This is a genomic window from Paraburkholderia sejongensis, assembly GCF_020880815.1.
Lineage (GTDB): Bacteria > Pseudomonadota > Gammaproteobacteria > Burkholderiales > Burkholderiaceae > Paraburkholderia > Paraburkholderia sejongensis.
Map to the genome: position 1 here is coordinate 66518 of NZ_JAJITD010000026.1, position 13755 is coordinate 80272.

The following is a 13755-nucleotide window of genomic DNA, read 5'->3' on the forward strand; positions in this document are numbered from 1 at the left end:
AGACCGCCCAGAAAGCCGCGCATGCAAGACCTTGACGACAATCCTTTGCTGAAGCTTCAGCCGCTAAAAGCGGAGGCTGTCGCGATGTTCTTCGAGGCGCTCAACCCACTCAAGGAGCTGCTCGACGCGCCCGACCTCGCGGAAATCATGGTCAACGACCATCGCAATGTGTGGATCGAGCACCGCGGCGTGATGTCTCGCGTCAATGTGGACCTGCGCCCCGAGCACCTTGAGGGCGCGATCCATTCCCTCGCGTCCTCGGTGGACAAATCGGCACACGCGGGCAGTGACAGGGGAATCATCAACGCCGGTCACAAGAACCTGCGTATCGCCGCAGTCATGAATCCGACCGCCATCGACGGGCATGCGCTCAGCATCCGCAAGCACCGCGAATCGAAGATGACGCTCGACGACTACGTCAGCATGGGCGCGTTCTCGGCGGCAAACGCGCGTCCGGCGGAAGCGGAAGCCATTCATTTCGAGGAAGGCATCGAGAACGAAGGGCTCATGCGCGCGCTCAAGGCGCTCGTGCAGTCGCGGAAGAACATTCTCGTCGCCGGCGGAACCTCCGCGGGCAAGACCACGTTCCTCAATGCACTGGTTGGCGTCATTCCCGAAGATCAGCGTGTGATCACCATCGAGGACACGATGGAACTGAAGGTTCAGGTTCCGAACCGTGTGCGCCTTCTGTCCAACGCCGACACCAACGTGACGACGCAGCTGCTTGTCGCGCTGTGTCTGCGGTTCAGACCGGACCGGATCATCGTTGGTGAAGTCCGCGGCGGTGAAGGTTATGACCTCCTCCAGGCGCTCAACACGGGCCACGACGGGGGCCTCGCCTCGCTTCACGCCAACAACGCGCGAACCGCGCTGAGCCGCCTGGAAAGCCTCGCGATGCTCGGCATACCGACAGGTTCACGCTGGGAACTCGACGACATGCGGAAAAACATCGCCGACTGTTTCAACTACGTGGTGCATTTCAAACGCACAGGCGAGATGCGGCACGTCTCCGAAATCCTCGAAATCCGGGGCTTTCACAACAACGACTATGACCTACGACGGGTTTTTTAACGGGAGCACCACATGAAGCAAGGGAAGTTTTTCAGTACAGCCGCAGCAGTCGCCAGAAAGCTGCGCCCGGGCAAGCCGATGATCGTCGGGGCGCTGCTGAGCGTTGCCTCGGCAGCGGCGATGGCGGCCGGCGACTATTCGACACTGACCGGGCTGACGGACATCATCTGCACGATCAGCAACCTCATCAGCGGCCCGTACCTGTACGGCATCGGCATCATCCTCATCGTGATCGGCGGCGTTGCCGTGGCGAACTCGGAAAGCAACATCGCGAAGACGTTCTCGGTCGTGCTCGTCGGTCTCGGTATCGCCTCGGTCGCGGTGCCGATCATGAAGGATCACTTCCACATGACTGCGGCCTGCTGATATGCGCCAGCACAAGGTCAGCCGCGGGCTCTCATTGCCGCGCCAGATGGGCGGGGCGGACCGGATGCTGGCGATCCTCAACGGCACGCTCACGGCGCTGCTTACGTACACGAGCTGGACGCCGTCATTCCTGGTGCTGGGCGTCGTCGTGCACTTTTACCTGCGGTGGCGTAGCTCGAAAGACCCGTGGTGGCGGCTGGTCATGGTGATCTACAACCGCTATCCCGATGTTTACGCGCCCGAGCCGCACGGCAAGTTCAGCGCACGTTTCAAGCGCCCCTACGGGTTTGATCAGGATCTCCCATGCTGAAAATGTCATTCGAGAAGCGCGCGGTGCAGGAGATTGCACCCTGGATGACGCTCGTTACGCCCGAGATTGTGCTCGACAAGGATGGTTCGCTCCTCACCGTGTTCGAGTTCGACGGCATCGACGCCGACACGCCGAACCCGGGCGACATCACGGCCGCGCGTGACAACCTTGATCACGCGTGCCGGAACTTCGATCACCGGGTCACCGCCTGGTGGCGCGTCTCGCACCGACGCGTGAAAGGTGGAGTCGAAGGTGACTTCAACACCGAGGCGGACGCGCGCATCGACGCCATCAACCAGGCAAACATTGGCAGCGGAAAGTATTTCCGCAATTCCCATTCGCTCGCGCTCGCCTTCACGCCGGAGACCGGGCTGTCGCGGATCTTCGACAAGATCGGCTATCACATGATGGTCGGGGGCAAGAACATCTTCGTCGCGCTCTTCGAGGCCGCGAAGGATATGGTGCTGGCCCGCAGCGCCTTCGTTTTCGATCTGACGAAACTGCAGAACGAGATCAAGCGGTTCGAAGCCGTCATCGACGGGTTCACCGGCGGCGTCACCCGGCTGAAGATGAAGCGGCTGCAACTGCAGAACGCGCTGTCGTTCCTCCATCAGCGCGCGAATCCGGGCACGCCCAAGCGCCGGGTGCGCTATCCGGTCACGATGCTTGATACGCACCTGACCGAAACGCAGGTGACGATCGGCGCCGAGCAGCTGATGTTTGAATCGGCCCACGGCAAGGTGTATGCGCGAATCATTGGTGTAAAGGAGTGGATGGGCTTCCAGGAGGCGGCGCTCGATGTGCTCTCGCAGGTGGATGCCGAGCTCGACGTCTGCGTCATGTTCCGCTTTCTCGACACCTCGCGCGCGGGCGCCTATATCCGCAAGATCCGGGGCTTCTACAAGGCGGCCGCGTTCAACCCGGTTGCGATTCTCAAGCAGTGGGCGACGAAGGAAGAGCAGAAAAACGACGAAGGCCGCGAGCAGCTTGCGAAAGAGGCCAGCGAGGCGCTTGCGAAGCTGGACGCTGAAGGTCAGCAGTACGGGTTTGCGAACATCTCGGTCATCGTCTACGGCCACACGCCCGAGGAATGCGAAGACGCCACGCGGCAGGTCGTCGGCGTCATCGGCAATGCCGGGTTCGGCGTCATCGTGGAAAAAGACAATCTCTTTGCCGCATGGTGTTCGACACTGCCGGGGCGCTGGGATCAGCAGAAGCGCCTGCAATTCGTTGAAACGCCGGCCGTCTCCGACATTGCGCCGTTGTGCAGCGTCGGCGAGGGATCGACCGTCAACGAGTGGCTGACGCAGCAGTCCGGCAAAAAGACCGGCCCGCTTACCTGCCTGCCGACCCGCCATCGCACGCTACAGAACGTCGATCTGCATCACCCGGGCGGCAAGGCGCACACGCTGGTCGTCGGCCCGATCGGCGCCGGCAAGTCGGTGATCCTCAATTACCTGATGTCACAGACAGGGCGACACGGCGCGCGGCGCATCCGCTTCGACAAGGACCGCTCGACGCGCATCCCGACGCTACTAGGCGGCGGCCGGTTCATCGACGCGACGGGTCGCTTTGAGGCGGCCACGTCGGTCAACCCACTGTCGCTGATCGGTGACGAAAAGCACTGGCCGTATGTTGCCGAGTGGGTGAAGCTCGTCATCGAGGGCGAGGACTTCACCTGCACTCCGCAGCAGGAAACGATCATCTTCGAGCGCATCCGTACGCTCGCAAAGGGCTTTGGGCGCGACAAGTGGCGGTTGACCGGCCTCATTACGCTGCTACCCGACGACCTCCGCGAGCGGTTGGCCGGGTGGACGGAGGGCCAGAAAAACGGGCGCTTTTTCGATCACGTCGAGGATGGGTTTTCGCTCTCTGACGACCTGTCGATCGAGATGGGTGACCTGTTCCAGAATTTTCCGGTGGCGGCCGCGCTCTTCATGGATTACGCGTTCTACCGCATCGCGCAGATTCTCGACGGCAAGCGCTACACCGTGATCGAGATCGAGGAGGCGGGGTTCTTCTTCACCTATCCGAAGTTCTACGCACGGCTCGAAATCTGGGCAGTGACCATCCGGAAGCTGAATGCGGCCCTGCTCATGGCGACGCAATCGCTCGGGCAGCTCGCGCGCGTGGCGAACTTCGAGATCATGAAGGAGAACATCCCGAACATCATCTACCTGCCCAACAGCGATGCGATCAACAACCAGGCGTTGTACCGGGACATCTTTGGCCTGACTGAACACCAGATCAGGATGATTTCCGACGCGGTGCCCAATCGCGACTACCTGTGGGTCACGTCGACACAGACACGCATGCTGCAGGCGAGCTTCCCGAAGGAATCGCTTGCCTATCTCCGCTCCGATGGGCGCGCGCAGGCGATTCTGGACAAGCACGTGAAGTCCGGCGTCGACAACTGGCAGGACGCGTACGTGCGCGACGTCCTGGCAAATGCATAACGTCAGTCTTACTCCTGGAAACTCTCACCATGTTCAACAAACTGCTCCGCACCGCGACGGCGACGGCCGTGCTGACCCTCGGCTTCGCCGAGCACAGTCACGCGACGTTGCCGGTTATCGACCCGACCAACCTGATCCAGAACACGATGACCGCCATCGGTGCGGTGAAGGGCGAGGTCTACCAGGACACGAACCTGATCTATCAGTATCAGATGATGCTGAACCAGTTGAAGCAGGCGACGAACCTGAATCCGGCTGCAATGCTGGCACAGGCCAACTCGATCACCACCGACATCAGCAATCTGACGAAGTACACCGATACGCTGAAGTCCCTGTACGGCGGCCTGCAGTCGAACGCAGAGTACGCCACGAAGGTTCAGGCACTGATCACGCAGTCTGGCAAGACGCCGGCGCAGTGGTTTTCCGACCAGAGCACGCTCATCAGCAATAACGACAAGACGGCCAAGCAACTCTTCCAGATGGGCAACGATGTGACCTCGCACGTGAGCACACTCGCCAAGCGCCGTCAGGAGATTCAGGACCAGCTGAACATGTCGCCGACTGCCGAAGCGACGGCGCAACTCACGACGCACCTGCTGGACATCGTCGCGAGCCAGAACAGCGACATGCTGCAGATGATGGCCGCGAAGCAGCAGAGCGACGCCGTTGCCGAATCGACCCAAACCGCGGACGACAAGACGCGCAATGCCGCGAAGGCCGCGCTCCAGATCAGGCTGGACAAGGAGCGGGCGGCCTATAACTCAACGCTGGGCACATCGAACGTACTGGGGCAATAAGTCGTGAGCCACTTCTTTCTCAGGCGTCTGCGCGGCATGTTGCTTTCGCTCTGCCTCCTGCTTGGCGCGACACTGGTAACGCCTGCCGCCTTCGCAGACGACAACTTGATATTGCCCGACGGCTCAACATTCGATACGGGTAGCTCCTCGTCCAGTTCGTCAACGGGGACGCCGCTCTCAGGCAAGGACGGTGACTGGGCCAAGGGGGCGGGCGATGCGCAGCGGCAGATCTCGGGGCTGGTTGGAAACCTGATCCCCACCGCTGTCACGGTCAGCAACAAGGTTCTCAAAGAGGCCAACAAGTTCGCGTGGGGGCTCGGCGTAATAACGCTCGTGCTGGCAGGCGTCCGGTTCTCCGGAACACATAATCCCATCACGGCGTGGGTGGGCCTGTTCGAGGAGGTTGCCGTGCTGGGCATTTTCGTCGCACTGTACCTCGGCTATACCACGTCCGCGCCGGGTTTCTGGAACTGGTTTCAGGACCTCGCCACCAGTATCGGAGGCGGCACCAACAACAACATATCGACGCAACTCTCGACGCTCGGTGGCAGTTTCCTTGATGCCGTAAAGGCAAAGGTGTTGAACATCAAGTTGCTGACGGACTTCAACGGTACGCTCACGGACGTCGTTGCGCTCTTTCTGGCCTTCCTGGCGATGTGCGTCGCCTCGATCGTCTTCGTGTACTACTCGGCAATCGGCCAGATCCACGCAGCGATCGGCATTGTCCTCGGTCCCATCGCGATGGCGCTGGGGTTCTCCAGCTATACCCGCAGCTATTTCCAGCGCTGGCTGGACTGGATGATTAATGCGGGTATGTATGTGGTGATGGTGGCCGTGCTGTACGCCCTGATGGGTGGCGCTATCTCGGGCGCGGTCAAGACTGCAACAGATAACGGTACCGCGACTCAGCTAAGCGCCGGTTATGCGTTTGACCTTGCTTTGTTCCTTCTGATGTTGTCGTTTGAGATTCCAAAGCTGGCCGGTATGTTTGGTAGCGGTTCGGGGGCGACTGGCACCACTGCCCTGAAGCAGGCAATGAAGATCATCCCATGAGCATCGTTCACCGACCAATGAAGGCCAGTGACCTGCTGGCCACGCACGAGAAGCGCATCGAACTGGTGCGGCAGTGCGCGAACGAAAGCACCGAATCCGAGTTTGAACGCAAATGGCTGTCAGTGCTGCGCCGGTGCGCGGCGTGGTTCTCGTCCATGCCGCTGACGCCCGAACTGCATGCCGAGCCGGGCGGCGCATTCCGCGCGACTATCGAATCGACGTTTTACGCGATGCGGCTCGCCGGCGGCCAGAAGTTTGCCGCCGACATGACGTCCGACAAACGCCGGCGGCTTGAGCCACAGTACATCTATGCGGTGTTTCTCGCGGCCGCGTGCTCGTCGCTTGACGAGCCGTGCAGGCACTTCGAGATCGTGCGGGTTGCGGATCACCTGCCCTGGAGCCCGGCTGCTCACGGGGCGTTCGGCAACTGGGTGGGCGAGGGTGACTATCTCGTACAGCGACGCGCGACGCCGCTCAAAAGTGAACGGATGCGCACGGCGATGTTCGCGCAGACCGTGATCACGCCCGAGCTGCTCGCGTGGCTGGATAGTTCAGTACTCGCGGATCTGTTCGGTGCGATCAATCCCGAAAGGAGCCCGCAGGGTTTTGAAGCGCTGGTGCACAAGGTGGTGCGCCAGGCGATGGACGTTTCGGTCGAGTTCGAGCGCAAGGCGCAACGCGGCGTATTCGCCCCAGTGAAGTTCGACGTGCCATCGGCGGTGCACGTCGCGCTCGAACTGCAGCCGCAGGTCGTCGCGGCAACCCCGGTTCCGGGCGCCCCAACGGAAGCGGCAGCGCTCGCCCCGTCCGCGGAGACTGCGGGTGCGCCGGCGGCGGCACCTTTGCCGTCCAGTAGCGCGGCGCAGCCGAACTCCGGTTCTGCCCCGGGCGGACCACAGCTTTCCCAGTCGTTGCTCGATGCGTTGGAGCGCAGCGAAGCTCAGGCCGCCACTGCGGCCGCGACTGGCCCCGTCGATCCATCAGCCGTGCGCGCAACGGCGGCGGCCGCCGTCGATCCGACCCAGATGGCAGCTGGCGCGCCGGTAGCCGCTCGCCCGAGTCGCAACGGCCCAACGGACGAGGAGCTGACCGAAGTACTCGGCCCGGGCTCCGCGATGATGCGCGAGTTCTTCAGGGCGCTTGCGGGCGATGTGGCTGCGGGCAAGGCCAAGGTGACGTGGGAAGAGAAGGGGCTGGCCGTGCAGAAGCGTCTGATTGGCGGATACGGCATTACGAGCGATACCCTCGTTGAGCAACTCAGGAAGCGCAGCCTGCTGCTGCGCGCGGCCGGCAACGACATCTGTATCGTTGAGCGCGCCGGTCGCCTGATCATGGAGCGCCCGGCGACATGAACTACATCAACCACTTCCGTCCCATCTATGAGTTCCGGCCGCTGATCGTCTGGCCGGTCGTCATCGTGGGTATCTTCGCATCGGGAATGCCCTACGGCTGGGCCTTCGCACTCGTCTGCTTCGCGTTGCTGGTCGTCCGCGGAATTCAGGTCTGGCGGGCGCTCAGCTTCCGTATGGCGATCTCGACCAAGTGGCTGAGCAAGATTCATATCGGCAAGCTGCTTGAGACGCAGCGCAAGATGCGTGAGCGCGAAGACTCGATGTATCTTGGCACCGGCTTTGAATGGACCCAGAAGCACACCCAGATCGCTCACGACATTCTCCGCATGCCGGTGACCGATATTCCGTCCTTGCCGAAGTGGCTGAACAAGACGGAACTGGGTCGCAAGACCGAAGCGCGCATCGAGCGCCTATTCGCGCCGCGCGACAGCATCCGGGACCGCATGCCGCAAGGCTCGTCGTGGATTCACGGCATGGAGCCCAAAAAGGTCCGCGTGCCGTTTCACTACAAGGCGATGGGCGGCCACACGCTGGTCGGCGGCACGACGGGCGCGGGCAAGACCCGCACGTACGAGGTGATCTCGACGCAGGTCATCCACAACCCGAAAGACGTGCTTATCATCGTCGACCCGAAGAACGACGACGACTGGAAAAAACGCGTGGAAAAGGAGTGTGCGCGCGCCGGCCGCAAATTCCTGTACTTCAATCAGGCGAAGCCGCACGAGTCGATCCGCCTCAATCCGCTCGAGAACTGGTCGCAGCCCTCCGAAATTCCGTCGCGGATCGCGCAGTTGATGGAAGAAGGGCCGTTCCGGGATTTCGCGTTCCTGTTCATCGACCGTGCGGTGAAGGGCGAACTGTACGTCGGGGACAAGCCGAATCTGCGCTCGATCCTGAAGTACGCGCAGTCCGGCATCGGCACGTTGCTGGAGCGCGGTCTGCGCCGCTTCTTCCTCGAGAACGGGATGCAGAACTGGGAGGAGCTGACGGTCGCGCAGACGGTAAAGGATAGCGTTCGCAAAAACGATATTTCGCTCGTCGACGGGATGGCCAAGCTATACATGGACCGTTTCGCGGCGCACGATCGCGGGCACGAAACGATCGACGGGCTGATCGCGACGCACACCCATGACCGTGAGCACTACATGCGGATCATCGCGTCGGCGCTGCCGCTGCTGCAGATGCTGGCAACGGGCGAGACAGGCCTCATGCTCGCGCCGAAGGCCGACGACTTCGAGGACGAGCGCGAGATCTGGGACATCGACAAGATCATCAAGCAGAAGGCTGTGCTGTACATGGGCCTTGATTCGCTGTCGAACAACATCGTGCAGAAGGCGATCGCGTCGATGGCGCTGTCGGACGTCGCGGCGGTCTGCGGCTCGATCTACAACTTCTACGCGGAAAAGCCCGACGTCGTCCTGATCATCGACGAGATCGCGGAAGCGATCAACGAGCAGGTGATCCAGATCCTGAACAAGGGTCGCGGCGCCGGCTTCAAGGCCTTTGTCGCATTCCAGGCGCGCGCCGATCTCGAAGCCAAGCTCGGAAACGCCGCCAAAATGCTGCAGGTTTTGGGCAACCTCAATAATCAGGTGATCCTTAGACTTGAGGATAGCGATACCGCCAAGTGGTTCTCGGACAAGGTGGGGGAGACAGCGATTCGGGTGGTCAACATCTCGAACAGCACGAACACCACGACCGAAGCGCATGCGATGGAATTCAGCGGGTCCCAGTCACGCACCCTCCAGCTTGAGAAGGTGCCGCTAATCCCGATGCCGCTGATCCATCGTTTGCCGAACCTGCAGTACTTCATGCGCATCTCGGGCGGTGCCGTCTACCAGGGCCGAATTCCAATTATCGAAGGCTGAACCACACCATATGTCCGCTGTTTTCAAAAACATCATTCGCGATCACAAGCTCTCGCACAAGCTGATCCCTGTTTTCAACGTCGCGCCCGATCTTGAACTCGCCTGCTCGCGGGTTGCCGACTTCGTTGGCGAACGCTTCGTTGGCGACAGGGGGCCGCTGGCCGCAGAGATGATCGAATCCGCGCTGGCCAGCTTCAAGCGGGCCAAGCGGACGGGCGATCAGCACGTCGCATTCATGCAGGGACTGTTCGAGCCTGCCAAGTCGCTCTACGCGCGCCGCTATGTGGCGCGCCGCGGTGACAAGGTCAGTGTCTGGTCGCCCATGCTGGAGCCCATCCCGGTTTTCGAAGAGCGGCATCAGAACAGCGAGCTGGAGGTGGTCAACGAGCGTTGCCCGGAACACATCACCGAGCGCACCGCAGCTTTCCAACTGGCGTCGCGCGTGCTGCAAGGCGAGGCGTTCCGTCGCTATTTCGAGGAATATGATGTCGCTCACCGCTACGATAATAGCGAAGTTGTCCCGGGTTGATTACGACACCGCGCGGCGCGCGCTCCACACGGCGGGCGCGTTCGACGAGCCCGGGGCGACCCCGCCTGAAGAGTTCACCTGGGGCGCGGGCGCGCGGGCCTACGCACTGGCGTCCATTGCTGTGAACCGCCCGCTCCTGTTCTGGGGCGGATTGCTGGCGATCACCGCGATCCCGCTTCTCGTCATAGCGAGGCTGATTCATGGCTAGCCGGTTTGGTAAGCACGTGAAGGTCTGGTTCTTTCTCGTGCCCGTGCTGTCGATCGCAGTGATGCCGGCGATTCCTGACCGCAAGCTCTTCGAGGTGCCGGACGCCGAAACGGAATCGCTCGTCGCGTCGGTCGGGCAGGAAAGGGCAGACGCGGCCGTCCGCTCGGCCAACGAAATGTTCAGGCGTTCGTTTGTGGACAATGGGCTGCTGCATCGCACTCTGGCCGCGTCGGGCAATCTCAACGGGTTCAACGACGGCGGCATATCGAGTTTCTCGGCCACGTGGACCGAAAACTTCTGGCTGCTCACCTACCGGGCGATGTTGCGCGCGATGGTCATGAAAATGTGGATCGTGGGCACGCTTTGCTTCGCGCTCGGCATGTTCATCGACGGCGCCGCACGCAGGAAGATCAAGGCGGCCGCAGCCGGATACGTCAGCCCACTCTCGTTTCACCTGGCGGGCCATGGGCTGCTGATTGTCACAGGCACGCTCTTCGGCGTGCTTCTCGTCCCGGTGCCAGTGCTTGCTGGCTATTGGGTGGTCGTCGCGGCACTCCTTGGTGCGCTGCTCTGGAAGGCCGCCGAGTCGTTCCAGTCAGCTCGATAAGTCATCTAAAAAAGCGGATCGGCGCGTTCCGGTCCGTTTCTCTCCGCTTCTCTCCCCTTTCTTGTTCATTCTGCCGGACTGCGCTTCTGCTGTCCGGCGGTAGCCCCTATTCGCCGGCCGCCTGTGACGCGGAAGCTGCCTCTTGCCATTAAAGGCTCGTGAAATAACGCGTGTTTCGGGCGTTCTGCGCCCGATGACGACGCAACAATTGTATTGCTGGGGACGCGTAGCGCGTGCCCGATTACCAACGACGAAACGACACAGGTCCACCAAGGAGAAACGGGCATGAGCACCACCACTGTGGAAGATACCGAACTGGAAAGCCCGGTGACGGCAGATGCGCAGGCGTCCGCTGCATCTGCCGCTGCTGCGGGCGATGTGAATTCGCTGGCCGAGACATCCCACGCGGATGGCGAGGCCGGTGGTCACGACGGCGCCGAAGAGGGCGAGCGCGAGATCGAGAGCGAGCTGACGCAGATGGAGGCGGACGCGGACCGCCTGCAGAGCGAAGGGGTGATCACGCCCGATGACGCGAACATGAAGCGCGCCGAGGTCGAAAAGACCCGCAAGCTGTTCCGTGACCTGCCGGCCAGCGAGCGTATCGCCATCATCAAGCGCCGCCGTGAGCTGGGGCGCCAGCTGATGGAGCGACAGCTTTCCGGGGCGGCAGTTGTGCCCGCGAACGTTCGGCTGAACCACACGCGCCTGAAGCCGCTGTTCGAGCAATGGTGGCCGTACCTGAACCGCATGAGCGTGAACATGCAGCGCTTCGGCGACTCGACATTTGGCGAGGGCGACAAGACCGCGGTGAACAGCTTCTTCGAGAAGCAGATCAAGTCGATCGAAGAATATGTGGATGAGGCGCTGCGCGTCGCCACCGGCTTTCGCGAGAAGAAGGAGGCGGAGCTTCGCGCGGGAGGCGAGTTCGTGTTCGAGCCGTCGATCCCGATGCCGGCGATGGAGTTGACCGTCGAGGTGTATTCGCGGTTTTCGATGCGCGTGCTGTCGGCCATCATGAAATTCGACAAGGTGATGGATCAGTTCGACTTCATGGTCTGGAACGGCATTCGCGACCAGTCGGACGTCGACGATGAAACGGTGCACTTCCTCAAGAAGGTCAACCCGCTCGGCGTTCGTGGCTACATGACGCACCTGCGCCTGATGACCACGGTCCGCGGCCTGTAAGGGGGGGCGTCATGCTGGACGAACTCAATCCGCAGCAGCGGGAAGTCGCCCAGTTGCGCCAGAATTGTGTGGCGATTGCCTGCCCAGGCGCGGGCAAGACGAAAACGATCGCCACCAAGGCCGCGCTGCTGTTGCAGGACGGCGCGGCTGTCGTTGGCGCGGTGACGTTCTCGAAAGACGCGGCGACCGAGCTGCGTGAGCGCATCCTCCACGTGGCGGGCAAGGCGGTGAAGAAGCGCCTTATCGCGGGCACGTTCCATTCGCTCGCCTACAAACAGCTTCAGCGCCCCGGTGGGCGGCCGCCTGACATTGCAAGCGACGGTGACCGCCTCGGGCTGCTCATCCGCGTCATGCAGGATCTCGGGCTCGACGGAAAGGCCGAGGACGTCATCCCGACGATCGAAAAGATCAAGACGAATTTCGGCCGGTGCGACGTCAACAGCGCCGACGGCCAGTTGTACGGCGCCTATCAGGAGGCGCTGGCGCGCAACGGGAAGATCGATTTCCAGGACATGCTGCGGCTCGCCGTCGAGGGCATGCAGAACGGCACGATCCTGCCGTATCCGTTCACCTACCTGCTCGTTGACGAGTTTCAGGATACTGACCCGCTGCAGTACCGCTGGATCGAGCTTCACGCAAAAGCAGGTTCGGTCGTAACGGTGGTGGGTGACGACGACCAAAGCATCTACGCTTTCCGTGAGGCTCTGGGCTATCGCGGGATGGAGTCCTTCATCAAGGAATTCGAAGCCAGGCCGGTCGTGCTCGGGAGCAACTATCGGTGCCGCGCCGAGATCCTCGCGGCCGCCGACCGGGTGATCCGCAACAATCCGGACCGCATCCCGAAAATCCTGCGGGCGGAGAAAGGCGCCGGCGGCCGGGTCGAGGCATCCCGCCACGCCGATGAGTACGTGGAAGCGGAGGCCGCCATGGAGGCGCTGGCGCCACTGCTGCGCAACGGCAAGACGTGCGCGGTCCTCGCCCGCACCAACCGCATTCTTGACCCGCTCGAGGCCGTCTGCCGCTCGTATGGCGTCAAGTATCATCGCGCGTCGGGCGCGTCGGTTCTCAACCGTCCTGAGGGTGCGTTGCTCTGCAATCTCCTGGAGATTATCGAGGGCGTGAAGGCGACCGGGCTGGACGCGGTGCTGGCGCACTCGGGCCTCCATGCCGACCATCTGCGTGCGTTGCACGCGAGCATGGGCGCGGAGCTCGTCCAGAAGCCGCGGGCAGACCTGGTCGATCTCGGCATGCCGGAAGACGTGGCGACGAATTATCGTGAGTTCATGAAGCGGCTCGCCGAGTGGCGGGGGCTGTGCGAGCGGAAGTTCTATTCGCTGGTGCTATCGGGCGTGAATGAATGGATGCTCAAGTACACGAAGAAGGAAAATGGCATCCGCACGATCCAGGCAACGTATGACGTGCTCTCACGTCTGAGCGGCACCTTCGCGGAACGGCTGCTGTTCCTGCGGCAGGACAACAATGAGCCCGCACCGGACGCGCTTGTGCTGACGACGATGCACAGTTCGAAGGGACTGGAATGGGACCACGTCTGGATCGCCCGATCGGAAGACACCATCGTCCCCGATGCCAAATCAACTGAGCCGGAAGAGCGGCGGCTGTTTTACGTCGCAATGACGCGCGCGCGGGAAACGCTGATGATTTCCGGGACGTCGAAGAACTTCCCGTCGCGGTTTGTCGCTGAAGCGCAGATCGAAACCGCGGCGCGGCCGGCTTAGCCCAAGAGCCGGCTTCATTGAAACTGTCAGTGCATCCAGTCGGGCAGACGCGAGTGCGCCAGCCTCGCGACAACGTTGCCGACACGGCTATCTCTGAGCTTGCCCCCGAAAAACGAATCTCTTGCTGAGCGGTAAACTCACGCAAGGAGAAAACATTGATGACAAGCAAGGCAAAGCGAGCGCAGTACACGCTCGAGTTCAAGCTGGAAGCCGTGCG

The 13755-nt window shown here is 61.9% G+C and carries 13 protein-coding genes; all 13 read left to right on the forward strand.

Annotated elements, in window-relative coordinates; translation table 11 throughout:
- Positions 1-21: 21 nt before the first annotated feature.
- The 13 genes from LJ656_RS32555 (at position 22) to LJ656_RS32615 (ending at position 13538) form a co-directional block, all read left to right on the forward strand.
- Positions 22-1071: a TadA family conjugal transfer-associated ATPase gene (locus LJ656_RS32555; RefSeq protein ID WP_230513563.1), complete on the forward strand. Its 1050-nt coding sequence runs from the start codon at positions 22-24 to the stop codon at positions 1069-1071.
- Between the two features lie 12 nt (positions 1072-1083).
- Positions 1084-1437: a TrbC/VirB2 family protein gene (locus LJ656_RS32560; RefSeq protein WP_230513564.1), complete on the forward strand. Its 354-nt coding sequence runs from the start codon at positions 1084-1086 to the stop codon at positions 1435-1437.
- Between the two features lies 1 nt (position 1438).
- Complete coding sequence (locus LJ656_RS32565) at positions 1439-1747, forward strand: VirB3 family type IV secretion system protein (protein WP_176112727.1); 309 nt, start codon at positions 1439-1441, stop codon at positions 1745-1747.
- Positions 1741-4203 carry a VirB4 family type IV secretion system protein gene (locus LJ656_RS32570; RefSeq protein WP_230513565.1) on the forward strand — a complete coding sequence of 821 codons (2463 nt, stop codon included), beginning with the start codon at positions 1741-1743 and terminating at the stop codon, positions 4201-4203. The genes LJ656_RS32565 and LJ656_RS32570 overlap by 7 nt, the downstream gene beginning before the upstream one ends.
- A 29-nt stretch (positions 4204-4232) precedes the next feature.
- Positions 4233-5000, forward strand: a complete 768-nt coding sequence (locus LJ656_RS32575; RefSeq protein ID WP_230513566.1) for a TrbJ/VirB5 family protein — start codon at positions 4233-4235, stop codon at positions 4998-5000.
- Positions 5001-5003: 3 nt separating this feature from the next.
- Positions 5004-6053: a type IV secretion system protein gene (locus LJ656_RS32580; RefSeq protein WP_230513567.1), complete on the forward strand. Its 1050-nt coding sequence runs from the start codon at positions 5004-5006 to the stop codon at positions 6051-6053.
- Positions 6050-7405, forward strand: coding sequence for a TraI domain-containing protein (locus LJ656_RS32585; protein WP_230513568.1), 1356 nt, complete (start codon positions 6050-6052; stop codon positions 7403-7405). The genes LJ656_RS32580 and LJ656_RS32585 overlap by 4 nt, the downstream gene beginning before the upstream one ends.
- A complete protein-coding gene (gene traD / locus LJ656_RS32590; RefSeq protein ID WP_230513569.1) occupies positions 7402-9273 on the forward strand; it encodes a conjugative transfer system coupling protein TraD in 1872 nt (623 codons plus the stop codon). The genes LJ656_RS32585 and traD overlap by 4 nt, the downstream gene beginning before the upstream one ends.
- A 10-nt stretch (positions 9274-9283) precedes the next feature.
- Positions 9284-9802: a hypothetical protein gene (locus LJ656_RS32595; RefSeq protein ID WP_230513570.1), complete on the forward strand. Its 519-nt coding sequence runs from the start codon at positions 9284-9286 to the stop codon at positions 9800-9802.
- On the forward strand, positions 9756-10010 hold the full coding sequence (locus LJ656_RS32600) for a hypothetical protein (protein ID WP_230513571.1): 255 nt from the start codon (positions 9756-9758) through the stop codon (positions 10008-10010). The genes LJ656_RS32595 and LJ656_RS32600 overlap by 47 nt, the downstream gene beginning before the upstream one ends.
- The gene (locus LJ656_RS32605) at positions 10003-10617 is read left to right on the forward strand and encodes an IncC plasmid conjugative DNA transfer DtrJ family protein (protein ID WP_230513572.1); all 615 of its coding nucleotides are present in this window, start codon (positions 10003-10005) and stop codon (positions 10615-10617) included. Before LJ656_RS32600 ends, LJ656_RS32605 begins: the two co-directional genes overlap by 8 nt.
- Before the next feature lie 285 nt (positions 10618-10902).
- On the forward strand, positions 10903-11802 hold the full coding sequence (locus tag LJ656_RS32610; RefSeq protein ID WP_230513573.1) for an ATPase: 900 nt from the start codon (positions 10903-10905) through the stop codon (positions 11800-11802).
- A gap of 11 nt (positions 11803-11813) precedes the next feature.
- On the forward strand, positions 11814-13538 hold the full coding sequence (locus LJ656_RS32615) for an ATP-dependent helicase (protein ID WP_230513574.1): 1725 nt from the start codon (positions 11814-11816) through the stop codon (positions 13536-13538).
- Positions 13539-13755: the final 217 nt, after the last annotated feature.

Coding starts and splice junctions, on each gene's coding strand:
- LJ656_RS32565 (WP_176112727.1), top strand. CDS start 1,439: ATGCGCCAGCACAAGGTCAGCCGCGGGCTCTCATTGCCGCGCCAGATG.
- LJ656_RS32585 (WP_230513568.1), top strand. CDS start 6,050: ATGAGCATCGTTCACCGACCAATGAAGGCCAGTGACCTGCTGGCCACG.
- LJ656_RS32595 (WP_230513570.1), top strand. CDS start 9,284: ATGTCCGCTGTTTTCAAAAACATCATTCGCGATCACAAGCTCTCGCAC.
- LJ656_RS32605 (WP_230513572.1), top strand. CDS start 10,003: ATGGCTAGCCGGTTTGGTAAGCACGTGAAGGTCTGGTTCTTTCTCGTG.
- LJ656_RS32615 (WP_230513574.1), top strand. CDS start 11,814: ATGCTGGACGAACTCAATCCGCAGCAGCGGGAAGTCGCCCAGTTGCGC.
- LJ656_RS32555 (WP_230513563.1), top strand. CDS start 22: ATGCAAGACCTTGACGACAATCCTTTGCTGAAGCTTCAGCCGCTAAAA.
- traD (WP_230513569.1), top strand. CDS start 7,402: ATGAACTACATCAACCACTTCCGTCCCATCTATGAGTTCCGGCCGCTG.
- LJ656_RS32600 (WP_230513571.1), top strand. CDS start 9,756: ATGATGTCGCTCACCGCTACGATAATAGCGAAGTTGTCCCGGGTTGAT.
- LJ656_RS32560 (WP_230513564.1), top strand. CDS start 1,084: ATGAAGCAAGGGAAGTTTTTCAGTACAGCCGCAGCAGTCGCCAGAAAG.
- LJ656_RS32575 (WP_230513566.1), top strand. CDS start 4,233: ATGTTCAACAAACTGCTCCGCACCGCGACGGCGACGGCCGTGCTGACC.
- LJ656_RS32610 (WP_230513573.1), top strand. CDS start 10,903: ATGAGCACCACCACTGTGGAAGATACCGAACTGGAAAGCCCGGTGACG.
- LJ656_RS32570 (WP_230513565.1), top strand. CDS start 1,741: ATGCTGAAAATGTCATTCGAGAAGCGCGCGGTGCAGGAGATTGCACCC.